The sequence below is a fragment of the Hymenobacter negativus genome (assembly GCF_016056375.1).
Classification (GTDB): Bacteria; Bacteroidota; Bacteroidia; order Cytophagales; family Hymenobacteraceae; genus Hymenobacter; species Hymenobacter negativus_A.
Map to the genome: position 1 here is coordinate 182,598 of NZ_JAEDAE010000009.1, position 22,661 is coordinate 205,258.

The 22,661-nt window shown below is 60.6% G+C and carries 22 protein-coding genes; 15 read left to right on the plus strand and 7 right to left on the minus strand.

What is annotated here, in order from left to right; translation table 11 throughout:
- The first annotated feature begins 42 nt into the window (after nt 1-42).
- From I7X13_RS17800 to I7X13_RS17815, 4 genes are all read left to right on the plus strand, one after another.
- Nucleotides 43-717, plus strand: coding sequence for an NAD-dependent epimerase/dehydratase family protein (locus I7X13_RS17800; protein ID WP_198076511.1), 675 nt, complete (start codon nt 43-45; stop codon nt 715-717).
- A gap of 4 nt (nt 718-721) precedes the next feature.
- A complete protein-coding gene (locus tag I7X13_RS17805) occupies nt 722-1,846 on the plus strand; it encodes an MBL fold metallo-hydrolase (RefSeq protein WP_198076512.1) in 1,125 nt (374 codons plus the stop codon).
- Nucleotides 1,847-1,971: 125 nt separating this feature from the next.
- Nucleotides 1,972-2,559: a pseudouridine synthase gene (locus I7X13_RS17810; protein ID WP_198068940.1), complete on the plus strand. Its 588-nt coding sequence runs from the start codon at nt 1,972-1,974 to the stop codon at nt 2,557-2,559.
- Between the two features lie 8 nt (nt 2,560-2,567).
- On the plus strand, nt 2,568-3,581 hold the full coding sequence (locus tag I7X13_RS17815) for an alpha/beta hydrolase (protein WP_198076513.1): 1,014 nt from the start codon (nt 2,568-2,570) through the stop codon (nt 3,579-3,581).
- Nucleotides 3,582-3,613: 32 nt separating this feature from the next.
- On the opposite strand, the gene I7X13_RS17820 is transcribed toward I7X13_RS17815, so the two are convergent.
- A complete protein-coding gene (locus I7X13_RS17820) occupies nt 3,614-4,204 on the minus strand; it encodes an HAD family hydrolase (protein WP_198076514.1) in 591 nt (196 codons plus the stop codon).
- A gap of 233 nt (nt 4,205-4,437) precedes the next feature.
- Here I7X13_RS17820 and dnaK point away from each other — a divergent pair, with 233 nt between their 5' ends.
- The 4 genes from dnaK to I7X13_RS17840 all read left to right on the plus strand — a co-directional run bounded on the left by dnaK (nt 4,438) and on the right by I7X13_RS17840 (nt 8,716).
- Nucleotides 4,438-6,378 carry a molecular chaperone DnaK gene (gene dnaK / locus I7X13_RS17825; protein ID WP_198068942.1) on the plus strand — a complete coding sequence of 647 codons (1,941 nt, stop codon included), beginning with the start codon at nt 4,438-4,440 and terminating at the stop codon, nt 6,376-6,378.
- 153 nt (nt 6,379-6,531) lie between these two features.
- Nucleotides 6,532-7,260: a hypothetical protein gene (locus I7X13_RS17830; RefSeq protein ID WP_213019103.1), complete on the plus strand. Its 729-nt coding sequence runs from the start codon at nt 6,532-6,534 to the stop codon at nt 7,258-7,260.
- A 26-nt stretch (nt 7,261-7,286) separates the two neighbouring features.
- The gene (locus I7X13_RS17835; RefSeq protein ID WP_198076516.1) at nt 7,287-7,949 is read left to right on the plus strand and encodes a hypothetical protein; all 663 of its coding nucleotides are present in this window, start codon (nt 7,287-7,289) and stop codon (nt 7,947-7,949) included.
- A gap of 104 nt (nt 7,950-8,053) precedes the next feature.
- On the plus strand, nt 8,054-8,716 hold the full coding sequence (locus I7X13_RS17840) for a hypothetical protein (protein ID WP_198076517.1): 663 nt from the start codon (nt 8,054-8,056) through the stop codon (nt 8,714-8,716).
- Nucleotides 8,717-8,815: 99 nt separating this feature from the next.
- Here I7X13_RS17840 and I7X13_RS17845 read toward each other — a convergent pair whose 3' ends face one another.
- Nucleotides 8,816-9,913: an endonuclease/exonuclease/phosphatase family protein gene (locus I7X13_RS17845; protein WP_198076518.1), complete on the minus strand. Its 1,098-nt coding sequence runs from the start codon at nt 9,911-9,913 to the stop codon at nt 8,816-8,818.
- 203 nt (nt 9,914-10,116) lie between these two features.
- On the minus strand, nt 10,117-10,602 hold the full coding sequence (gene purE / locus I7X13_RS17850) for a 5-(carboxyamino)imidazole ribonucleotide mutase (RefSeq protein ID WP_232342362.1): 486 nt from the start codon (nt 10,600-10,602) through the stop codon (nt 10,117-10,119).
- A gap of 199 nt (nt 10,603-10,801) precedes the next feature.
- On the opposite strand from purE, the gene I7X13_RS17855 reads away from it, so the two are divergent.
- From I7X13_RS17855 to I7X13_RS17885, 7 genes are all read left to right on the plus strand, one after another.
- Nucleotides 10,802-11,422, plus strand: coding sequence for a MarC family protein (locus tag I7X13_RS17855; RefSeq protein ID WP_198068948.1), 621 nt, complete (start codon nt 10,802-10,804; stop codon nt 11,420-11,422).
- 68 nt (nt 11,423-11,490) lie between these two features.
- Nucleotides 11,491-11,925 carry a MarR family winged helix-turn-helix transcriptional regulator gene (locus I7X13_RS17860; RefSeq protein WP_198068949.1) on the plus strand — a complete coding sequence of 145 codons (435 nt, stop codon included), beginning with the start codon at nt 11,491-11,493 and terminating at the stop codon, nt 11,923-11,925.
- A 149-nt stretch (nt 11,926-12,074) separates the two neighbouring features.
- Nucleotides 12,075-14,519, plus strand: coding sequence for an outer membrane beta-barrel protein (locus tag I7X13_RS17865; RefSeq protein WP_233454835.1), 2,445 nt, complete (start codon nt 12,075-12,077; stop codon nt 14,517-14,519).
- 31 nt (nt 14,520-14,550) lie between these two features.
- On the plus strand, nt 14,551-15,576 hold the full coding sequence (gene hemE, locus I7X13_RS17870; RefSeq protein WP_198076519.1) for a uroporphyrinogen decarboxylase: 1,026 nt from the start codon (nt 14,551-14,553) through the stop codon (nt 15,574-15,576).
- A 40-nt stretch (nt 15,577-15,616) separates the two neighbouring features.
- Nucleotides 15,617-15,922, plus strand: coding sequence for a hypothetical protein (locus I7X13_RS17875; protein ID WP_213019104.1), 306 nt, complete (start codon nt 15,617-15,619; stop codon nt 15,920-15,922).
- Nucleotides 15,923-15,947: 25 nt separating this feature from the next.
- Nucleotides 15,948-16,157, plus strand: a complete 210-nt coding sequence (locus tag I7X13_RS17880; protein ID WP_198076521.1) for a zinc ribbon domain-containing protein YjdM — start codon at nt 15,948-15,950, stop codon at nt 16,155-16,157.
- A gap of 89 nt (nt 16,158-16,246) precedes the next feature.
- Complete coding sequence (locus I7X13_RS17885) at nt 16,247-17,059, plus strand: carboxypeptidase-like regulatory domain-containing protein (RefSeq protein WP_198076522.1); 813 nt, start codon at nt 16,247-16,249, stop codon at nt 17,057-17,059.
- A 131-nt stretch (nt 17,060-17,190) separates the two neighbouring features.
- On the opposite strand, the gene I7X13_RS17890 is transcribed toward I7X13_RS17885, so the two are convergent.
- From I7X13_RS17890 to recR, 4 genes are all read right to left on the minus strand, one after another.
- The gene (locus tag I7X13_RS17890) at nt 17,191-18,195 is read right to left on the minus strand and encodes a bifunctional heptose 7-phosphate kinase/heptose 1-phosphate adenyltransferase (RefSeq protein ID WP_233454836.1); all 1,005 of its coding nucleotides are present in this window, start codon (nt 18,193-18,195) and stop codon (nt 17,191-17,193) included.
- Nucleotides 18,196-18,332: 137 nt separating this feature from the next.
- On the minus strand, nt 18,333-19,556 hold the full coding sequence (locus I7X13_RS17895) for a pyridoxal phosphate-dependent aminotransferase (protein WP_198076523.1): 1,224 nt from the start codon (nt 19,554-19,556) through the stop codon (nt 18,333-18,335).
- A gap of 173 nt (nt 19,557-19,729) precedes the next feature.
- The gene (locus tag I7X13_RS17900) at nt 19,730-21,736 is read right to left on the minus strand and encodes a glycosyltransferase (RefSeq protein ID WP_198076524.1); all 2,007 of its coding nucleotides are present in this window, start codon (nt 21,734-21,736) and stop codon (nt 19,730-19,732) included.
- A 209-nt stretch (nt 21,737-21,945) separates the two neighbouring features.
- Nucleotides 21,946-22,560, minus strand: a complete 615-nt coding sequence (recR, locus tag I7X13_RS17905) for a recombination mediator RecR (RefSeq protein ID WP_198068955.1) — start codon at nt 22,558-22,560, stop codon at nt 21,946-21,948.
- Nucleotides 22,561-22,661 lie beyond the last annotated feature (101 nt).

The following is a 22,661-nucleotide window of genomic DNA, read 5'->3' on the forward strand; positions in this document are numbered from 1 at the left end:
AACGCCCTCACTGCGTCCTCTCTCCTACTTTACCGAACCGATATGAAACTACGAGTCATCCTGACCGGGGCCACCGGCATGGTGGGCGAGGGCGTTCTGCTCGAATGCCTGGCCAACCCCATCGTGGAGCACGTGTTGGTGCTCACGCGCAAGCCCACCGGCCGCACCCACGCCAAAATGCGCGAATTGCTGGTGCCCGACCTTGCCAACCTAAGCGACGTGGAAAGCCAGCTCACGGGCTACAACGCCTGCTTTTTCTGCGCGGGTGTGTCGTCGCTAGGCATTTCGAAGGAAGAATACGAACGCATCACCCACGATATGACAGTGGCCGTGGCTGAGACGCTCGCGCGGCTAAATTCGGATATGACTTTCATCTACGTATCCGGCGGCGGCACCGACAGCAACAGCCGTCAGCACTGGGCCCGCGTGAAGGGTCGCACCGAAAACGAGCTGCTGACGCTGCCCTTCTATGCGGCTTATATGTTCCGGCCGGGCTTTATGAAGGCCACGCCCGGCCAGCGCAATATTCTGAAGTATTACGGGGCCATTGCCTGGCTTTACCCGCTGGCCCGCAAGCTGACCCCGCAGTTTGTGAGCACCATGCAGGAAGTGGGCCAGGCCATGATTAACGCGGCCGATTTCGGCTACACCAAACCCGTGCTCGAAGTTCGCGACATCGTGGCCCTGGCCCACAGCACTGCCGCACCGCGCGACTAAGTACATGCGCAACTTCTTAAAGAAACTCCTGATGGCAACCGGCGGCATCCTCGGCACCTTACTAATTGCGGTGGTGGCCTTCACCAGCCTCAGCCCGCAGCTGGGGGGCACGCCCACCAAGGCCGACAAAGCAGCCTACCTCAAATCGGGTCATTACGATGCGCAGGAGGACAAATTCGTCAACCTGATTCCGACGCGGGAAATGACCGGCGGCAGCATGCCCTCAGTGATGTGGAAATTCCTGTTTCACAAATCGCCGCAGGCCGCCCCGCCCGCTCCCCTGCCCCAGCAGCCGCTCGATTCGCTGGCCATCACCCGGAAGACGCCCGAAATGGTGCGTGTGACGTGGTTCGGCCACTCGGCCAGCCTGATCGAAATAGCGGGCCAGAACATCCTGCTCGACCCCATGCTCAGCGTGAAAATGGGCCCCGTGAGCTGGGCCACGCCCAAGCGCTACAACCCCAGCTTGGCCATCCGGCCCGAGCAGCTGCCGCCCATCGCCGCCGTGCTCATCTCGCACGACCATTACGACCACCTCGACTACGCCACCATTCGCAAAATCAAGGACAAGGTGGGGCATTTTTACGTGCCGCTCGGCATTGGCCCGCACCTGCTGGCGTGGGGCGTGCCGGCTGCGCGCATCACCGAAATGAACTGGGGCGACAGCGCCACCATCCCCGGCCTCGTGCTGCGCTGCACGCCCAGCCGGCATTTTTCAGGGCGCGGCCTCACCAACCGCAACTCCACGCTGTGGTGCTCCTGGGTGATGCAGGCTCCGGCCAAACGGGTTTTTTACACCGGCGACGGCGGCTACGGGCCGCATTTCGCCGCCATTGGCCGGCAGTACGGCCCGTTCGATTTGGCGTTGGTGGAATGCGGGCAGTACAACGAGAGCTGGGCTGAAATCCACATGAAGCCCGAGCAGAGCGTACAGGCCGCCCGCGACGTGCGCGCTGCTGTGATGCTGCCCGTGCACTGGGGGGCCTTCACCGAGAGCCTCCACGCCTGGAACGAGCCCGTGACCCGCGCCACCGCCGAGGCCGCCCGCCTGGGCCAGCCCATCACCACGCCCCACTTGGGCGAGCCCGTAACTTTGGGCACCGAGCTGCCGCAGCAACGCTGGTGGTAGGAACGCGCCACGGCATGTTCAATCGTCGGCAGCGCATAATCTTTCCTTGCCGCCAAACGCTTCCTTACGTGCCCTGCCGCCGAACGCGCCATGGCGCGTTCCCACACCTGTGCATTACTTGAAGCATGCGCTACATTCTGCTCAATAAGCCCTACGAAGTCCTCACCCAGTTCACCGACGAGCACGGCCGCGCCACGCTCAAGGATTTCGTGCCCGTGCCTAACGTGTACCCCGTCGGCCGCTTGGATTTCGACAGCGAGGGCCTGCTCCTGCTCACCGACGACAAGCAGCTCCAGCACCGCCTCAGCGACCCCAAATTCAAAGTCCCGAAAACCTACTGGGCGCAGGTCGAAGGCACCGTTTCGGCCGAAGCCTTGCAGCAGCTACGGCGCGGCGTGCAGATAAAGGAAGGCCTCACTGCCCCCGGCGAGGCCACCGAGCTGCCCGAGCCGGCCCACCTCTGGGCGCGCAACCCACCCATTCGCTACCGGGCCAGCATTCCCACCAGTTGGCTGGAAATCCAGATTTCGCAGGGCATGAACCGCCAAGTGCGTAAGATGTGCGCCGCCGTGGGCCTGCCGTGTCTGCGGCTGGTGCGGGCGGCCATTGGCCCGTTGGGGCTGGGCAAGTTGCAGCCCGGCGAGTGGCGCGATTTGACGGCAGCGGAGGTGGATTCGCTGCGCAAAATATCCGGGGTAGGCCGGCGTTTCTGAGCCCAACTATGCTCAAACCCTCCCGCCGCTGGCTCCTGTTGTTGCTCCTCACCGGCTTCACCGCCATGAACGCCGTGGCCTTCTTCCACGCCTGGCGCTTCACACATTTCTCCAACGAGCCCGGCCTGCACTCGCCTAATCCCGAGCAACTCAGCCCCGGCCAAAAGCTCTGGCTGCTGCTCACCGGCATCCGCAACCCCAAGCCCCACAACGGCCCCCGGCCCGGCTTCCCGGTCGAAACCGTGCGCATCGCCAGCCCCAACGGCCCGCTCGAAGCCTGGTATGCCCGGCCCGACAGCGGCCGGGCGCGCGGCACCGTGGCCCTGTTTCACGGCTACACCAGCAGCAAGTCGCACCTCACCCACGAGGCCGGCTACTTCCGCCGCCTGGGCTATAACGTGCTGCTCGTAGACCAGACCGGCAACGGCAACTCGGCCGGATTCCGCACCACCGTGGGCTACCGCGAGGCCGACGACGTAGCGGCAGTATATCACTGGCTAAAAGATTCCACAAAGTCGTCAGGCTCCCCTCTCCATCGGAGAGGGGCCGGGGGTGAGGTTCCGGCGTCAGGCGAGCTAATTCTCTACGGCGTGAGCATGGGCGCCGTAGCCATTCTCCGCGCCGAGGCCGAGCTAGGCATCCACCCCACTGCCAACATCCTCGAATGCCCCTACGGCAACATGCGCCAGACGGCCTACAACCGCTTCGCCTCCATGCACGTGCCCGGCTTCCCGATGGCCGATTTGCTGGTGTTCTGGGGCGGCGTGCAAAACGGCTTCTGGGCTTTCGGCCTCAACGCCGAGCATTACGCCAGCCAAATCCACACGCCCACCCTTCTGCTCTGGGGCACCGCCGACCCGCGCGTCACCCGCGCCGAAACCGATGCCATCTTCGCCCACCTCGCCGGCTCTAAAGTGCGCCACGATTTCGAGGGCATTGGCCACGAACCTTATTGGAAACGTTATGGGGCGGAATGGGAGCGGCAGGTGTGGGTGTTTCTGAGTTCAGCACATCTAGAATAGCGGTTCAATCAATTTTCTTCCGGCTGCTCAATTCAGGTCTCGTAGCTTGAAAGAAACTTCCGTTGCCAATGCCTCTTTTCGATGCTCCTGATATTCTCAGCTGTTTTTAGTGAATCCAGAAAATGGCTTAAAATCTTCAATTCATTATCGTCGGGGTTACCCAAAAACGGCGTGGGATAAATCGCATTTCCGTAGCAGTTACGCACTTTTTCCGGAGTGTCGTCCACTATTAAAATTCTGTTTATATCAAACCCGAGCCGCCGCACTTTTTTCAGCAGCTTGGCATACTCGTAGTGGCTGGCTCCGTCCAGATTATAGTAGCCATATTCATCAATTTGGGGCACAACCAGTGGTGTGCAGCGCGAGCGACCCCACACGAATACCAGCTTTATTTCAACCGGAAATATTTGCTCAACCACCTGCTTCACGTAATCGTCGCTAGCCGATGACCAAACGGCTATATCAAATATCTCCGCGCAAGAAGCCAGAAAGGCATCCAATCCCGGCCTTCTGTACACGTAATAATGGTAGAGCTGAAACGCGTAATCGTCGCCCAGCTTGGTAGCAGTTGCGTGGATGAGTGTTTCGTCAAGGTCCAGAATCAATAGAATTTTACTTTCCATAGCTAGTAGCAAGGTAATCCAGACTTCACTTCCGCCCCCTTGTCAGGAAAATTTTGGCTGTTTGCAACAAATCCCGCCACCGCGTCGGATAACCTCCACCTTACCCGCCGAAGCGGTGACAATCTGTCACCAAAACGACGCTGGTACGTTGCTTGTAATCCCCCGGTAGCGGCGGCAACGCGGCACTCCAACCTGACAAATTCCACTCTTCTTAACCCAACACACCCCCTATCATGGGCAAAATAATCGGCATTGACCTCGGCACCACCAACTCGTGCGTAGCCGTAATGGAAGGCAACGAACCCGTTGTAATTCCCAACAGCGAAGGCCGCCGCACCACCCCCAGCATCGTCGCTTTCCTCGACGGGGGCAAGGGCGAGCGCAAAGTGGGCGACCCGGCCAAGCGCCAGGCCGTGACCAACCCCAAGAATACGATTTCCAGCATCAAGCGCTTCATGGGCCGCCACTTCAACGAGGTGACTGCTGAGCAGAAGCACGTTTCCTACGAAGTAGTGGCCGGTGCCAACAACACCGTAGCCGTGAAAATCGGCGACCGCAACTATACGCCGCAGGAAATCTCGGCCATGGTGCTCCAGAAAATGAAGCAAACCGCTGAGGACTACCTCGGCCAGCCCGTAACCGAAGCCGTTATCACGGTACCCGCTTACTTCAACGACGCCCAGCGCCAGGCCACCAAAGAAGCTGGTGCCATCGCCGGCCTCGACGTGAAGCGCATCATCAACGAGCCCACGGCCGCTGCTTTGGCCTACGGCTTGGATAAGAAGCACAAAGACCAGAAAATTGCCGTGTACGACCTCGGCGGTGGCACGTTCGACATCTCCATCCTGGAACTCGGCGATGGCGTGTTTGAAGTGCTGAGCACCAACGGCGACACCCACCTCGGCGGTGACGACTTCGACCAGGTTATCATCAATTTCCTGGCTGACCAGTTCAGCAGCGAAAACGAAGGCCTCGACCTGCGCAAAGACCCCATGGCCCTCCAGCGCCTGAAAGAAGCCGCTGAGAAAGCCAAAGTGGAGCTTTCGAGCTCGACCGAAACCGAAATCAACCTGCCTTACATCACCGCCACGGCCTCGGGCCCCAAGCACCTGGTGGTGAAACTGAGCCGCGCCAAATTTGAGCAGCTCGCCGATGACCTCGTGCGCCGCTCGATGGAGCCCGTGAAAAAGGCCCTGCAAGACGCCGGCTTGTCGACTTCCGACATCAACGAGGTTATCCTCGTGGGTGGCTCGACCCGCATTCCCCGTATTCAGGAGGAAGTGGAGAAGTTCTTCGGCAAGAAGCCTTCGAAAGGCGTGAACCCCGACGAAGTGGTGGCCATCGGTGCTGCCATCCAAGGCGGTGTACTGACCGGCGAAGTGAAAGACGTGTTGCTGCTCGACGTGACTCCGCTTTCGCTCGGCATCGAAACGATGGGCGGCGTGATGACCAAGCTCATCGAGTCGAACACCACCATCCCGACCAAGAAATCGGAAACCTTCTCGACAGCTTCGGACAACCAGCCTTCGGTAGAAATCCACGTGCTGCAAGGCGAACGTCCGCTGGCCGCGCAGAACCGCACCATCGGCAAGTTCCACCTCGACAGCATCCCGCCCGCACCCCGTGGCGTGCCGCAAATTGAGGTAATCTTCGACATCGACGCAAACGGCATCCTGAACGTAACCGCCAAAGACAAAGGCACCGGCAAGGAGCAGAAAATCCGTATCGAAGCCAGCAGCGGCCTGAGCGAGGACGACATCAAGCGCATGCGCGACGAAGCCGCCGCCAACGCCGAAGCCGACAAAGCCGAGACCGAGCGCATCACGAAAGTGAACGCCGCCGACTCGATGATTTTCCAGACCGAGAAGCAGCTGAAAGAGTACGGTGAAAAGCTGAGCGGTGGCAACAAAACCGCCATCGAAGGCGCTCTTGCCGACCTCAAATCGGCCCACGAAGCCAAAGACCTCGCTCGTATCGACACCGCCATGGAGGCCATGAATGCCGCCTGGCAGGCTGCCTCGCAGGAGATGTACGCCGCTGGCGGCGCCGAAGGCGGCCAGCCCGGCGGGGGCTTCCCCGGCGGCGACGGCCAGCCCCAGGACGGCAACGGCCAGGGCCAGCCCGCCGGCGACCACGTGACCGACGTGGACTACGAAGAAGTAGACGGTAAATAAGGACCGCAGATTGTAACGGATTTGACTGATTACACAGATTCAGATTCGTTTTAGGAAAGGCCGGAGGCGTATGCTTCCGGCCTTTTTTTGTAGGTTTATGGCATGTTGACTTGCTGGAATTGTAAGCTTTGGCTGATTGGGCTTCTGGTGTTTTTGAGTAGTGCTGCTGCAATGGCGCAGGATAAACCAGCGCTAGGAGGCTCGGGGGCCGCACCAGCTGCCAAGATTTCGGTGCGGCCGCTTCCTGGCCACGCCAGCACGGCCGACACTTCCCGGTTTCCGCTTACTTACTGCATTGCATTACCGACCATTACCCCTGCCGAGCAGTGGGAGAAAGACTACGCCCGCTACCAGCGGCTACTGCCTCCCGAAATCAAGAAGACCCAGCTGGGCCTTGATTTTATGGCACCCAACGGCGTAGATACCTGGTGGTGCGCCAACTCGGCCAGCCCCTACGCCCAGTTGGATACGGCCACCCGCATTGCCGACGCCCAACGCCTGGTTGGCGAATGGCACGGCGTGGCCAACCGGCTTATCACGCACATCGACTCGTTTTCGATAGCCGACCAGAAGTTTTACCGCAGCGTGGCCGCGAAGGACACCCCCGGCCCGTTCACGGTCCGGTTCACGGAGAGTAAGCTGGAGCTGAAGCCGGCCTCGCTGCGCCGAAACCGAAACCACCGCAACTACGTGCTGCTCAACCAGCGCTACCTGCTGCTGTACGGAACAGCGAAAAGCAGTGGCAACGTGTCGCTGGTGGGGCTGGACCCGGCGGGCCGGCTCGTGTTTCACACCAGCACCGTAGTCGAGCGCAAAGTGCGCGGCCAGTTTCTCACTTACCAAACGGTAACCCGCCAGCTCATTTGCGAGCGCACGCCATAAATTGGCAGTCCCCCATAGCTTTTTCCATGCTTGACTTTCTACCATTCCAGTCGTTTCCCTCGGCCGAGGCGGCCCAACCGTTGCTGACGATGCTGCGGCAGCGCGCCATTCCCTTCGAAACCGGCACCGACACCGGCGAGCCCGTTTTCAACCCCGCCTTCACCTTCAACAACACCTACGCCACCTTCGTGGTGAAGCTGCACGGGGCCGACTTTGAGTGGGTGCGCCGCTTGCAGGAAGAGGCTAACCGCGACGCCCTCGCTTCGCTCAGCCCCGACCATTACCTGTTCAGCTTCTCCGATGCCGAGCTGTTCGACCTGCTGGCCAAGCCCGACGAGTGGAGCCCCCTCGACGTGAGCCTGGCCGGGCAGCTGCTGCGGCAGCGGGGCCGCGATGTATCGGCCGATGCCGTCCGGCTGCTGCGCGAGCACCGCGTGGTGGAGCAGAACCAGCCGGAGCGGAACAACACCGGCCGCATTCGCCTGGGGTATTTGTTTGCGTTGCTGGGCGGTTTTGGGGCCATTTTTATGGGTTGGGAGCTGTACTCGCACAAGAAAACTCTGAACGATGGCCGCCAAATCCCCGGCTATTCGGCCCGCGACCGGGTGCACGGCCTGCGCATTATGACACTTGGGGCGGCCAGCCTCATCCTCTGGATTGCGTGGCGCGTGGCGATGATGCCGCAATAGCCGGGCTTACCTTTGCAGCCATTGGCCCCGCATTCGCGTAAGCACGCCCACGGCGGCGCTTAGTGCCAGTCCTGCGTCTATTTCGATTTTTTGCTTCCCTTTTTATGAAAGTTTCTTCCTTCCCGTCTCCCGCCCGCGCTCTGGCTTTGGGCTCGCTGCTCATCACCGCCGCTTCGTGCAGCGTGAGCGAACAAGTAAAAGACAAGCCCACCGGCAAAAACGTCTCGACCGAAGCCCTCGAAAACGAAGCGTACAGCCTGATGCAGTACCGGCTCAATTTCATCGACGAAGCTAAGCTCGGCGGCCAGGACATCTTGTTTGTGCGCCAGGCCACCGACATTGCCTCGCCCCAGCAGGCCCAGCTCCAAACCGCGCTGCAAAAGGGCAACCTGCCCCTGCACCTCAAAATGCGCGTTTACGCCAAAAATCCCAGCGCCACTACCAGCGTCCAGCTCAAGCAGCTCGACTACAAGCTACTCCTCGACGGCAAGGAGCTGACCACTGGTACCACCGGTGCGGACACCTCCGTAGAGTCCAGCGCAATCGAAACCCTGCCCATCAGCGTTGACCTCAACGTGAAGTCGGCGCAGCTCGCCGGCAGCACCCCGGCCGCCTTCGCCGCCGGCCTCACCGATTTCACCGCTGCTAACCGCCGCCTCACCGTGCAGATTCGGCCTATGTACGTGGGGGCCAACGGACGCCAGGTGCCACCCACCAACTTTGAAACCGTGGAACTGGTGACGGCGAAAAAAGCCGCAGTAAAGTAGCGCGAAACGCACGGCGCTACCCGCGCTGCCTAAAAAAGAACGTCATGCTTCGAGTTTGCTCGGCATGACGTTCTTTTTTTAATAGCCCTTCGGCCCGCATTACTCATTGCCGGCCGCCACGTCTTCCACGCCTTCTTCAATCTTCTCCTCGGCCTCCTGGTGGTCGTCGGAGTCGGCGGCTTCGAGTTCGTTTTCCTGTTCCTGCCAGCCCTGCGGCTCGTAGCTGAGGCGAATGTAGATGGGGTAGTGGTCGGAGCCGATGTGGGTGAGGCGGCGCAGGTCCTGCAAGCGGAAGTGGGCCGAGTGGAACACGTGGTCGAGGGGCCAGCGCAGCAGCTTGTAATCGGCGTGGAAGGTGGGCAGCAGGCCGCGCCCGATGCGCGGGTCGAGCAGCCGCGACAGCCGCCGGAACAGCTCCGACGTGTGCGACCACGCCACGTCGTTGAGGTCGCCGGCCACGATGGTGGGTCCGTCGTGGTGCTGAATGACCTTGCCCACCACTAGCAATTCCGCGTCGCGGCGGGCGCTGGTTTTCGATTCCTGCGGAGCCGGCGGCTTGGGGTGCAGAAAGTGTAGGTTGACGGTGAGGCCGCTGGGCAGCCGCACGCAACCGTGAAACGACGGAATATCGGGGTCGAGAATGTAGTGAATCCGCGGTTCCACCAGCGGCAGGCGCGAGAACACCAGCATGCCGTAGGTGTTGGGCAGCGGGGCGTGGCAGGTGTAAGGGTAGTCTTTTTCGATGCGCTGAAGCTGGCTTAGCCACCAGTCGTCGGTTTCCACGGCCAGCACCACATCGGGCCGCAGGTGCTTGATGTGACCCAGCAGGCGCGAGGCATCCCGGTTATACATCAGCACATTGGCCACAATAATGCTGAGGTGGTGAGCGTCATCATCGGCCGGGCGGCTGGCATCGGACACCTGTTTGCGGTGCAGCGGCGTGTAGGGCCAGATGCGGCTGAATTGGTACACCACCGCCACCGCCAGACTCACCACAAACAAGCTGTTGCCGAAGCTACGCGGCGTGGGCAGGGCCAGCGCCGCACCCAGGCTCAGCAGCAATGCGGCCACAATTTGCAAGCGCGGAAAGTCGCAGATGCGAATCCACCACGCGGTTTGACGGAACACGGGCAGCAGCGTCACGAGTAGGCCCGCGCCTCCGATTACCCATACCACCCAGTGGCCAGTGGTCAGCATTGCAGAAAGAAAAGTGGGCATTAAAAGGGAAGCGGGTCGGATTGAATTATTGAGTATAGTGGGCCGCCGTCTGTCATCCTGAGCACGGCGAAGGACCTTGTACCGCTGAACAATTGCTGTAATCCGGCAGTGCGAGCGTGATAAGGTTCTTCGCGGCGCTCAGGATGACAGACGGCTGCGCTCGGCATGGCGTTTACCGCTCCCTACACATCATCCTGAAACCCACCCTTGCGCAGTTCCTCAATCGTGCGCATCACCCGGTCCTTGAGGGCAGTACGGTATTTTTCCAGCGCATCGGCCAGCCGGGCGTTGCCGATGGCCAGCATCTGAATGGCCAGCACGGCGGCATTGGCGGCGTTGTCGAGGCCCACGGTGGCCACTGGCGTGCCGGCCGGCATCTGAATCATGCTCAGAATCGAATCGAGCCCCTGAATGGACAGCGTGCTGTTGATGGGCACCCCAATCACGGGCAGCGTGGTGAACGCGGCCACCATGCCCGGCAGGTGGGCCGCCCCGCCCCCACCCGCAATCAGCACGCGCAGGCCGCGCTTGCGGGCGCTTTCGGCGTATTCTACCATGCGGTGCGGCGTGCGGTGCGGCGACACGAGCGTGATTTCGTAAGGCACCCCGAACTGGCGGCACACCTCGGCGGCGGCCGACATAATTTTCAAATCGGACCGCGACCCCATAATAATGCCTACCAGGGGCGTTTCGGTGGTCGGGCGGTCGTGGTCAGGGCCGTTCTGGGGGGCGGCCGAAGCGTCAGGAATCATAGCAATGGGTGAGCGGGGAGCGGAAATGCAACCTATGGGCAAAGCGCCCCGGCTGTTGAGGCGGCAAAATAGGGCTTTTCTGTCCGGTCCGCCCCTTCTCCTACCTTTGTTGCCTATGGAAATTCTGCTCGCCACCTTCACCACCCTGTTTTCCATCGTCAATCCGTTCGGGGCGATGCCGGTTTTCCTCACCCTCACGGCCGACGACCGCGCCTCCGAACGCGCCCGCACGGCCCTGCGCGCCTGCATTTATATGGTGGCCGTGCTGAGCGTGGCGTTCTTTGGCGGGCAGTACATTCTGAATTTCTTCGGCATTAATATTCAGCACCTGCGCATCGCGGGCGGCATTCTGCTCATCCGCTCGGCGTTCGACCTGCTCACGCCGGGCGGCAACCGCGACCGGGTGGGCCCCGAAGCCCTCGAAGAAAGCAAGCAAAAGGACGATATCAGCTTCACGCCACTGGCCATGCCCATGCTCTCCGGCCCGGGCTCGATGGCCATCTGCATCGGCCTGATTCGGCCCACCTACGTTGACAAAGCCATGACCGTGGCCGGCTTCGCACTGGTGGCGCTGGCCGCTTTTATTGTCCTGATTTTTTCGCTGCGCCTCACGCGCGTGCTCGGCAAGCCCGGGATGGCGGCCATGTCGCGCATCATGGGCTTTATCACGCTGGCCATCGGAGTCAACTTCCTGGCTTCGGCCATCGGCGTGCTGTTTCCGGGCCTGACGCGGTAAGCCAAGTCAGTTGTTAGCTGGACAAGGCGGACTGCTCCGTGTCTGTCCGCGCTACTTTTGCCCCGCCCATGCTCAACTCTGTCATCTTCTATTCGCTCGATAAGGCCATTCGCAGCTACCGGCGGCTGGCTCAGGCCAACATCGACCGGGCCGGGCTGGACATTACCATCGACCAGTGGCTGGTGCTACAAGTGCTGCTGGAGCACGACGACCTGACCCAGCAGGAAATCGCGGAGCGGGTGTTCAAAGACCAGGCCTCGGTGGCGCGTATGCTGAGCCTGCTCCTGAAGCGGGGCCTGCTCTCGGCCGTGCCCCTGCCCCACGACGGCCGCCGCACCCGGCTGCGGGTAACGGCCGACGGCCACGGCATGCTCGCCGCCGTGCAGCCCATTGTGCTTAGCAACCGGGCACTGGCGCTGGCTGGCATTCCGGCCGCCGACCTAGCCTTATTGCAGCAGGTGCTGGAACGCATTGCGCGCAACTGCGCACCGGCCGCCGAATAACGCACTTTTCTGGAAAGACCATTTGCCTGCGGGCTAATGGCAAACGCACCACCGTGCAACCTTTATGATATATCATAATCTTTTACTTGTTGCTGCCTCAAACTGCTTTCTCTGACCGTCATCTTTTTCTCTGCAATTCCTTTTTCATCATGAAACGTCACCTCTTTCCATCCGCTATTGCCAGCCTGTTGCTGCTGATGATTGGGCTGCTAAATGGGCAGCCGGCCCAGGCCCAAACGGGCACCGCCGTGCGTGGCAAAGTACAAAGCGCCGGCAGCAAGCCTGTTGAATTTGCCACCGTTACCCTGCACCGCGCCGCCGACTCAACGGTGGTGAAAACCGAGTTCAGCGACGCGCAGGGAGTCTTTTTGTTTGAGCGGGCTGCGGTGGGCCGCTACCTGGTTTCGGCGGCACAGGTGGGCTTTGACCGGCAATGGACCAAGCCCTTTGAAGTGGCCGACCAGGCGATAGAGCTGCCCGCGATGCAGCTCGCAACCAGCGCCGCAACCCAGCTGAAGGAAGTGAAAGTAGTGGGCCAGAAGCCGCTGTACGAGCATGAGGCCGACCGCACCATTGTGAACGTGGAGGGCTCGACGCTGGCGGCCGGCAACACGTCGCTGGACGTGCTGCGCCGCTCGCCGGGCGTGACCGTGGACGGCAGCGACAACCTGGCCCTGCGCGGCCGGCAGGGTGTGCTGGTGCTCATCGACGGCAAGCGCCAGCCCATGACAGGCACCGAGCTGGCTGACTACCTGCGGGCGCTGCCGGCCGAACAGCTGAAAAGTATCGAGCTGATAACCAACCCACCGGCCAAGTACGATGCGCAGGGCGGCGCCGGCATCATCGCCATCAACCTGAAAAAAGACCAGCGCCTGGGCAGCAACGGCACCCTGAACCTGACCTACGGCCGCAGCCAATACAACAAATACACGGGCGGCCTGAGTCTGAACCATCGCCAGAAGAACCTTAACCTGTTTGGCGCTTACAACTATGCCGACCGCTCGAATCTGGCTCAGCTCACCATTCACCGCGACTTTTATGGGCGGCCGGTGGGCGCCGACCGGCCCCTGACCGGCACCACCGACCAGGACAACCGCCTGCCCAACCGGCAACGCTCGCAGAGCTGGCGCGGCGGCCTAGACTACAACCTGTCGGAGCGCACCACGGTGGGTGCGGTCGTGAGCGGCCTCGACAACCACAACTCGGCCGATGGCACCAACTTTTCGGTACTGCACGACCTGGTGCGCGGCACCACGCAGAACTATAACTCCCTCAATACGAGCACGGGGCTTTCGGGCAACGTAGCCGGCAACCTCAACTTCCGGCATACCTACACCAATGCGTTTGGCGCGCAGGAACTCACAGCCGACGTGGACTACGCCCGCTACCGTTCCAGCCGCGACCAGCTGCTGACCACCTTTTTGGTGAACGAGCCTAACCAGGCCAGCAGCAGCGACCAAGAGGGACATTTGGCCATTCAGTCGGCGAAGGTGGACTACACGCACCCGCTCAACAAGGAGCTGCGGCTGGAGCTGGGGGCTAAATCCAGCCTCGTGACGGCCGATAACGACCTGAAGTTTTTCACCAATAACCTGCTGGATTTGAACCGCTCGAACCGCTTTCGCTACGACGAGAACATCAACGCGGGCTACGCCAACCTGAGCTATAGCAAACCGAAATTGACCCTGCAGGCCGGTCTGCGCGGCGAGCACACCCACGCCGTGGGCCGGCAGGACCGCGAAGTGGAGTTTAAGGATTTCACCCGCAACTACTTCCAGCTGTTTCCGAGCGCGGCCATAAAGCGCCAGCTCAGCGAGAACCACGAGCTGGCCCTGTCGCTCAGCCGGCGCATCGACCGGCCCAGCTACGGGCAGCTCAACCCCTTCCGCCAAATCATCGACCGCACCACCTTTGGCAGCGGCAACCCCACCCTACTGCCCCAAACCAGCTACAACTTTGAACTCACGCACACCTTTCGGCAGAAGTATAGCGTGGGACTGAGCTACAGCCGCACCACCAATCCGCTCATCGGCGTGGTGCAGCCCGAAACTGACAGCACGGTGCTCTCCACCACGCGCAATCTCTCGCAGCAGCACTACTACGCCCTCACCCTCACGGCCCCCGTAGACATAACCAAGTGGTGGAAGGTTTACAACAACGCGGTGCTGTACTACAACCGCTTCACCGGCGAGCTGGCCGGCACCAACCTCAACCGCGGCGGCGTGAGCGTGGAACTGACGTCGAACCACACCTTCACCTTCGGCAAGGGCTGGACCGCCGAGCTGAACGGCAGCTACGAGTCTCAGCAGGTGTACGGCTTCCTGGTGCAGCAGCCCAACGGAGAAGTAAGTGCCGGCCTCCAAAAAAGCCTGTGGGACCGCAAGGGCAGTCTGAAGCTGACCATGGCGGACATTCTTTACACGCGGCCGGTACACGTCACTTCCACCTACGACAACTACGTGGAGCGCTTCTACCAGCGCCGCGATAGCCGCTTCGTGACGCTGGCTTTCAGCTACCGTTTTGGTAATGATAAGCTGGCGCCCACGCGCCGCCGCAGCGGCGGGGCCGAGGACGAAAAGCGCCGCGCCGGCTAAGCAGAGGCTGGTCGTACCTTTGCGCTTCCTTATGCTGAAAAACGACCTTTTCCTGCGTGCCGCCCGGGGCGAAGCCACCGAGCGCACCCCCGTCTGGCTCATGCGCCAGGCCGGCCGCATCCTGCCCGAATACCGCGCCCTGCGCGCCCGCCTCTCCGGCTTCAAAGAGCTGGTCGAAACCCCCGACCTGGCCGCCGAAGTCACTATCCAGCCCATCGATGCGCTGGATGTGGACGCCGCTATCATCTTCTCCGACATCCTCGTGGTGCCCGATGCCATGGGCCTGCCCTACGAAATGGTGGAAGCCCGCGGCCCCCTCTTCCCCGCCACCATCAAGTCGGCGGCCGACATCGACAAGCTCCGCATCCCCGACCCCGAGGAGGGCCTCGGCTACGTGCTCGAAGCCCTGCGCATCACCAAAAAAGCGCTGAATGGCCGCGTGCCGCTCATCGGTTTTGCCGGCGCGCCCTTCACCATCCTGGCTTACATGATTGAGGGCCACGGCTCCAAAACCTTCAGCAAAGCTCGCGGCTTCCTCTACAAAGAGCCCGCCCTGGCCCACCGCCTGCTCGCCAAAATTACCGCCACCACCATTGCCTACCTGCAAGCCCAGGTAGCCGCCGGTGCCCAAGTGGTGCAGGTGTTCGACTCGTGGGCCGGCATTCTGCCGCCCGCGCACTACACCGAGTTTTCGGCCCGCTACATCGCCGAAATCTGCGAAGCCCTGGCCCCGCTCGTGCCCGTTACGGTGTTTGCCAAAGGCGCTTGGTGGGCCGTGCCCGAGTTCGCCGCCATGCCCTGCCGCACGATAGGCCTCGACTGGAACCAGACGCCCGCCCAGGTCCGCCTCGAAGCCGGCAACAAAACCCTGCAAGGCAACCTCGACCCCTGTGCCCTCTACGGCACCTCCGAGCAGGTACGCGCCGCCACCGAAGCAATGCTCCGCCAGTTCGCCGGCGGCCCCCACATCGCCAACCTCGGCCACGGCGTGTATCCGGATACGAATCCGGACAATGTACGCGTGTTTGTGGAAACGGTGAAAGCCTGGCGGGGCTAGAGCAACATTTCCTCGCTAAATAGAGATAGTTGTGAAGCCGTTGGCAGACAAGTTCAATTCTTGGTGGTTGTATCAGGCTTCATTCAAGAATCTGCTGCACGATGCCAATGACCCAGACGACCAATTTGATGGATTTAATGCTTTTATTGCAATAGAAGCTCGTTCCATCGAAGATGCCATTGAATGGGGTGATTATCTATCAAAACGTTATGCTGCGGAAGCCCCTAATTTACCATTTATGGGCTCTTGCGCAGAGCTTTTTGTTGAAGACCCTAAATTAGATACTTCAGGAATCCCCTTTATCGAGTATGGGTACGACGCATCAGACGAGGAAATTGGCTGGTAAACGCAATAATTCATAACCAACCCGAATGGACGTAAAAGACAGCAACGGCACCCTGCTCGCCGAAGGCGACTCGGTCACCCTCATCAAAGACCTCAAAGTGAAAGGCTCCTCGCTCACGCTCAAGCGTGGCACGGTGGTCAAAAACATCCGCCTCACCAACAGCATCGCCGAAATCGAAGGCCGCACCGGTGGCAGCACCATGGTCCTCAAAACCGAGTTTTTGAAGAAGGCTTAGTTCGGATATAACTGGTGAACAGAAGGAGGGATTTCTGTGGCTTACTTTAGGCCACAGAAATCCCTCCTTTCACTTTTCAGCCAGTGCATATGCTTCCTCAATTACCTTCCCGAATCGCGGCTTCGTGCGCCGCGCTAGCTTTATTCGCAGCCTTGGCCAGCTGCACTAAGCAAAAAGAGGACGCGGCTCCTACGTCAACATTTACCGGCAAAGTAGTGCTTCACGACTTGACAGGAAACCTACTTACAGACCACAGCGGCACCGTAGTCAAACTTTACGATGCCCCCGGTACCAGTACCACCACGGCTGCCGACGGCACTTTCTCCTTGGCGAATGTCGCGGCGGGCCCTCACCGCTTACAGTTTGAAAATTATGTGAAGGCCACGCCAGTGACCATTATTTACGGCACATATTATACCGATGAGATATCAACTGCTGCGCCGGTCTATGCACTACCTGCGACGATACATCTCGGACAGAAACCTTTCTATACCTCATATAAAGTCACTTATCGCAGCGACAAAGACAATCAGCGCTTTATCATCAACGGCATTCGTAATCTGATGACTCCGACCATTACCCCATCCCAATATCACCGGGTTTTCCTAGACATTCCAGTTGGCTACGATGGTGGAATAGACTTGCATTACTTTAGGTATTCCAAATTATACCGCAATAACATGCCGTCGGGCTTTTCAGATACTATTTCGTTTGCAACCCTCACAGCCAAAAATGTCCGACAGTCCTCTGCGATGATGGTTATGAGCGATAACCCCAAAGCAGACTCCTGCATTGCGCCTTTTCCCAGCGGCTTTCCTAATAACAATAGCGTTACGTTCGCGCGTTCATATCCGGCAGCGTCAGGTACTTCTGGTTATATTTTCTTTTCATGGGGGCGATAGATGCACCGAAAGAAAGATGGCACGGTTAAAAGCTTTTTAGCACGTTTGTTTATGAGTCATGAAAAGTCCATCAACGGCTTGTTGTTGGACTTTTTTGTGGGTATTGCAGAGAGAAAATCCAGTTTGTGCCTTTACCGCAACCCCGCCTCCCCTGCTTCTTCCAGCAGCCGCTGCTTCTCGATGGGCACCACGCCCACCTGCTCGCACACCAGCCCGCCGCCCAGGTTGGCCAGCGCCGCCGTGAAGGCTGCCGGCTGCCCCAGCGCCACGCACAGCGCCGCGATGCTGATGACGGTATCGCCCGCGCCCGACACGTCGGAAATGGTGCGCAGGTGGGCGGGTAAGTAGGTTTTTTGGTCGTCTTGCTGGGCAAATACGCCGTATTCGCTCAGCGTCACCAACACGATTTCGGGCATCAGTACCTCGCGCAGCCGGGCCACGGCGGCCTCGAAGCCGGCGCGGTCGGTGTTAGGCTCGCCAAATTCTAGCTTCAGGCCCTCGCGCAGCTCTTTCAGGTTGGGCTTGAAGAGAGTGCAGTGGCGGTAAGCCAGGAAATTCTTTTTCTTGGGGTCCACTACTGTGGGGATGCTGCGCTGCCGGGCCCGAGCAATGCACTCGGTGATGATGGCCTCGCTGAGCACGCCCTTGTCGTAATCCTCGAAAATCACCACGTCGGCGCGGGCCAGCAGGTCGTCATAAGCGGCCAGGAGCTGGTCGGCTTCTTCTTGGTTGAGGTCGGTTTCGATTTCGGAGTCGATGCGCAGCAGCTGCTGGCCGTGGGCCAGGATGCGCTGCTTCACCGTAGTGGGCCGCGCTGCGCTGCGGATAAGGCCGTCGGCGGGCAGGTCGTGGGCGTGCAGCAGGTCCAGCAGCTGGTCGCCGCCTGCGTCGTCGCCAATCACGGCGCAGAGCAGCGGCGTGGCGCCGAGGGCCTGCACGTTCAGGGCCACGTTGGCGGCCCCGCCGAGGCGGTTTTCGGTGCGGGCCACGTGCACCACGGGCACGGGCGCTTCGGGCGAGAGGCGCGTGGCGCGGCCCCACACGTAGGCATCCACCATCACGTCGCCGATGATGAGCACGCGCAGGTTATTGAAGTCGTTGAAAAGCGTTTGCAGGGAAGAATCGGAAGTAGGCAAACTCAAAACAAAAAACTGTCATCCTGAGCGCAGCGAAGGACCTTATCACGTTTGTGCTTGTCGTAGTAGTTACTGCAAACCGTTCGTGAGAAGGTCCTTCGCTGCGCTCAGGATGACAAAAGTTGATACATGATTAATTAAACCAGCTTTGCCAGGCTGGCTTTTATGCGGCGAAACGCCTCCACCAGCTTGTCATCGGCGGCAGCAGTGCTAAAGCGCATGCACTCCGGCGCACCGAATGCATCGCCCGACACAGCCGAAACGTGCGCGTCGTTCAGCAGGTACAGGGCCAAAGCCATTGACGATGCAATGGTACTGCCGTCGGGCGCGGTGCGGCCGAAATAAGCCGAGACTTCGGGGAAAATGTAGAACGCGCCGCTGGGCGTGGGCGTGTTGAGGCCGGGAATGTCCTTCACGATATCCAGCACCAAGTCGCGGCGGCGGCGGTAGGCGGCCACCATCTCATCGGCGGAGGCGCGGCCCCCACGCAGGGCGGCCAGGCCCGCCCGCTGGGCAATGGAGCAGGTACCGGAGGTAATCTGGCTCTGCATTTTCTCGCAAGCCGAGGCGATATCCTGCCGGGCGGCCAGGTAGCCCAGGCGCCAGCCCGTCATGGCGTAGCCTTTCGAGAAGCCATTCACCGTAATAACCCGGTCCTTTATTTCATCAAAATGGGCCAGGCTGGCGTGCTCGCCCACGAAGTTGATGTACTCGTAAATCTCATCGGCCAGGGCGTACACTTGCGGGTGACGGGCCAGCACTGCGGCAATTTCGCCCAGCTCTTCGCGGCTGAAAACCGCGCCCGTGGGGTTGCAGGGCGAGGAATACATGATGAGCTTGGTGCGCGGCGTGATGGCGGCTTCGAGCTGTGCAGCGGTCACCTTGTACTCGTTTTCGAGGGTGCCCACCAGCGTTACGGGCACGCCTTCGGCCAGCTTCACCATCTCCTCGTAGCTCACCCAGTAGGGCGCGAACACGATGACTTCCTCGCCCGGATTGACCAGGCTGAGCACGACGTTGGCCAGGGCCTGCTTGGCCCCAGTGCTCACCACCACCTGGCTGGGCTGGAAATCGAGCTGGTTGTCGCGCTTGAATTTGTCGCAGATGGCCTGCCGCAGCTCCGGGATGCCGGGCACGGGCGTGTAGAAGGTGTAGCCGTCGTCGAGGGCCTGCTTGGCGGCGTCCTTGATGTACTGCGGGGTTTGGAAATCGGGCTCGCCAAAGCTCAAGTTGATGATGTCAATGCCTTTGGCCATCAGCTCGCGGGCTTTTTTGACCATGGCGATGGTAGCCGATTCGTTCATCGCCAGCAGGCGGTGCGAGAGGGGGGAAACGATGGCGGAAGTGGCGGTATCGGGCATATCTGACAATGGCGAGTGGGACGGCAAAGGTAATTCAATTGTCAATGGTCCATCTGTCATCCTGAGCGGAGCGAAGGACCTTATCACGTTTGAAGGAGCAATTCGCGCAAACGTGATAGGGTCCTTCGCTCCGCTCAGGATGACAAACGTAAGCCAGATGACAGGCGAGACGGCTACTGCCCCAGGCGGCGCCAGCAGCGCCAGAGCACGCTCAGGTCGGTGCCCGGCTCGTAGTCTTTGGCGTAGAGCAGCTCCAGGCGGCGGAGCGTCACCTCGTTGAGGGGCGTGGCGGAGTTGGCGGCATCGGCGGGCGATAGCACGGCGGGCACGGCGCGGGCCGGACCTTCGAGGTGACGCAGGCCTACCCAGGTGCGGCGGCCCAGCAGCACCGACGCGCAATTGCGCAGGAAACCGGCTTTTTGCGCTTGAAACCAGACCAGCACCGGGCTCAGCGCCAGCAGGGCGGCGCTGCTGAGCAGGTCGAGCAGGCGCTTGGCGCGGGCCTGCTGGGGCTGATAGAGGTTAAGAGCAATGTCGAGGGTGTAATAGTCGCCGGGCGCGTCTTTGCTGCTGCTGCCGATGATGTACTGGCTGTCTTCAGGCAGGATTTTGTAGGCCACGGGCGGCTCGGCGGGCAGGCCCAGCATGAGGGCGATAATCTGGCTGGCGGGCAAATCCTTGCCGCAAAATATCAGCTCATTCAGCCCGTAGAGACGGATAATGTCGTCGAGTTGGCGCAGCTCACCCAGGGCTTCGCCCGATGAATGAGTGACTGAGTGGCTGAGCGACGGGATATCAAGTCCGGGTTCAGCCGGCTCCTCCCCCACGCTCACGTAGCCAATCACGCGGGCCGACACCTGGGCGGCATCCAGCAGCTGGCGCACGCGGCGGCTTTCGGGGCCGGAGCCCACGATGGCAATGTTTTTCTGCCGCCGCTCGCTCAGGTGCAGGTTTTTATACTTGATGAAGTGCGCCACCAGCTGCCGCCCCACCAGTGCCGCCACGGCCCAGGCGCCGCCCAGAATAATCAGTGCCTTCGAAAACCGCCAGGCATCCAGAAAATTCGAGGCGGCCGAAATCAGCAGCGTGCCGATGAATATGCCGCGCACCACCCGCGAGGTGCGTACCGGCTGGTCGTAGCCGCCGCTGAGGTAGGCCGAGGTGAGCCAGACCGCGATGTAGGCCGGCACCGCTACCGCCATGTATTGCGGCGGGTACGCGCCCGGCACAAACTTGTGGTTGTGCTCCCAGTAGGTTTTCAGAAAGTACATGCCGCCCCAAATCAGGCCGGCATCGAGCAGCAGCGGGGCGGCGCGCACGGCCAAGCGTTCGGCCACGGCGGCGCCGGCCCGCAGCCAGATGGCCGCGTTGATGAGCAGCGAAAACAGGCCCGCCCGGCCAGGTGCGAAGTGCTTCTGAGCAAAAATCACCATCGCCCGGTAGAACACAAACACGTAGTTCACGCTGGTGCGCTTCGTGCTTTCGCCCTTGTAATGAATGATGCGGGTGCCGGGGAAATAATAGTTTTTCCAGCCGCCCTGCGTAAGGCGATACGAGAGGTCGATGTCCTCGCCGTACATGAAATAGTCCTCATCAAGCAGCCCCACCTCGTCCAGTGCGGCCTTGCGCAGCAGCATGAACGCCCCACTCAGTACCTCAATTTCGTGCGTTTCCTCTTTATTCAGAAAGCCCAGGTGATAGCGGCCGAAGGTGCGCGATTTCGGAAACACGCTGGCCAGCCCAAACATCTTGTAGAATGCCACGGCCGGCGTGGGCAGGGCGCGCTTGCTTTCGGGCAGGAATTTGCCTTGGCCGTCGAGCATTTTCACGCCCAGGCCGCCGCAGTCAGGGTGCGCGTCCATGAAATCGCAGCAGGCGCGGAAGGTGTCTTCCTCCACCACCGTGTCGGGGTTCAGCAGCAACTGGTACTGGCCGGTGGCGCGGCGCAGGGCCTGATTATTAGCCTTTGAGAAGCCTGGATTGTCGCGATTGGCAATAAGGATGACCTCCGGAAACCGCGCCCGTACCATCGCCACTGAGCCGTCGGCTGAGTTGTTATCGACCACAAATACCTCCACCGGCTGGCCCAGCTTCTCCACGGCCCGCCGCACCGAGAGCAGCGCCTGCTCCAGGAAATAGCAGACGTTATAATTAACAATGACGACGGAGAGCTTGACCACGGGGCGCGAAATTACGGGCATAACTGTCATTGCGAGCGTAGCGACGCAATCCGTCCTGTTCTCAGCGCCCAACTTGAAGATGTGATAAGCTTTTTTAATCCAACCAAAAAGCCCTGACACCAATGTGGTATCAGGGCTTGTCACGTTAGAAAGAGACTGGCATTGACAGGACGGATTGCGTCGCTGCGCTCGCAATGACAGGCCAGCCCCTACCGGGCCTGACGCAAACGGTCGACGATGCTGCGGCCGAGGGTAATTTCGTCGGCGTATTCCAGTTCGCCGCCCATCGGGATACCCCGGGCAATGGTGCTGATGTGCACGTTGGGCAAATCGCGCAGGCGGCGCGAGAGGTAGAAGGCCGTGGTGTCGCCCTCCATCGTGGGCGAAATGGCGAGGATGACCTCGCGCACTTCCGAGTCTTCGGCCGAAGCCCGTTCCACCAGCGAATCAATGTGCAAATCGGACGGGCCCACGCCTTCAATGGGCGAAATCACGCCGCCCAGCACGTGGTACACGCCCTTATACTGGCCGGTGTTTTCGATGGCAATGACGTCGCGCACGTCCGAAACCACGCACACCAGACTGTGGTCGCGCAGCTTGTTGGCGCAGATGCCACACTCCTCGGCGTCGGAAATGCTGTGGCAGGTTTTGCAGTAAGTTATTTCAAAACGCATCTTGGCCAAGGCCTCGGCCAGGGTGGCCGTGGTGTCCATTTCGGCCTTCAGCAGGTGCAGAGCCAGGCGCAAGGCCGTTTTGCGGCCAATGCCGGGCAGACGCGAAAGCTCGCCAACGGCGTTTTCAATCAGTTTGGAGGGGAATTCCATTCAGAGGATTGGTGGATTGGTGGATTGGTGGAGTGGTGGGCTGGCGGATTGATGGATTGTTGATGCAGCACCAACAATCCATCAATCCGCCAGCCCACCAC

Coding starts and splice junctions, on each gene's coding strand:
- I7X13_RS17855 (WP_198068948.1), top strand. CDS start 10,802: ATGGAAATTCTGCTCGCCACCTTCACCACCCTGTTTTCCATCGTCAAT.
- I7X13_RS17835 (WP_198076516.1), top strand. CDS start 7,287: ATGCTTGACTTTCTACCATTCCAGTCGTTTCCCTCGGCCGAGGCGGCC.
- I7X13_RS17805 (WP_198076512.1), top strand. CDS start 722: ATGCGCAACTTCTTAAAGAAACTCCTGATGGCAACCGGCGGCATCCTC.
- I7X13_RS17840 (WP_198076517.1), top strand. CDS start 8,054: ATGAAAGTTTCTTCCTTCCCGTCTCCCGCCCGCGCTCTGGCTTTGGGC.
- I7X13_RS17820 (WP_198076514.1), bottom strand. CDS start 4,204: ATGGAAAGTAAAATTCTATTGATTCTGGACCTTGACGAAACACTCATC.
- I7X13_RS17895 (WP_198076523.1), bottom strand. CDS start 19,556: ATGCCCGATACCGCCACTTCCGCCATCGTTTCCCCCCTCTCGCACCGC.
- I7X13_RS17800 (WP_198076511.1), top strand. CDS start 43: ATGAAACTACGAGTCATCCTGACCGGGGCCACCGGCATGGTGGGCGAG.
- I7X13_RS17845 (WP_198076518.1), bottom strand. CDS start 9,913: ATGCTGACCACTGGCCACTGGGTGGTATGGGTAATCGGAGGCGCGGGC.
- hemE (WP_198076519.1), top strand. CDS start 14,551: ATGCTGAAAAACGACCTTTTCCTGCGTGCCGCCCGGGGCGAAGCCACC.
- recR (WP_198068955.1), bottom strand. CDS start 22,560: ATGGAATTCCCCTCCAAACTGATTGAAAACGCCGTTGGCGAGCTTTCG.
- I7X13_RS17860 (WP_198068949.1), top strand. CDS start 11,491: ATGCTCAACTCTGTCATCTTCTATTCGCTCGATAAGGCCATTCGCAGC.
- I7X13_RS17815 (WP_198076513.1), top strand. CDS start 2,568: ATGCTCAAACCCTCCCGCCGCTGGCTCCTGTTGTTGCTCCTCACCGGC.
- I7X13_RS17810 (WP_198068940.1), top strand. CDS start 1,972: ATGCGCTACATTCTGCTCAATAAGCCCTACGAAGTCCTCACCCAGTTC.
- I7X13_RS17880 (WP_198076521.1), top strand. CDS start 15,948: ATGGACGTAAAAGACAGCAACGGCACCCTGCTCGCCGAAGGCGACTCG.
- purE (WP_232342362.1), bottom strand. CDS start 10,602: ATGGGGTCGCGGTCCGATTTGAAAATTATGTCGGCCGCCGCCGAGGTG.
- I7X13_RS17865 (WP_233454835.1), top strand. CDS start 12,075: ATGAAACGTCACCTCTTTCCATCCGCTATTGCCAGCCTGTTGCTGCTG.
- dnaK (WP_198068942.1), top strand. CDS start 4,438: ATGGGCAAAATAATCGGCATTGACCTCGGCACCACCAACTCGTGCGTA.
- I7X13_RS17885 (WP_198076522.1), top strand. CDS start 16,247: ATGCTTCCTCAATTACCTTCCCGAATCGCGGCTTCGTGCGCCGCGCTA.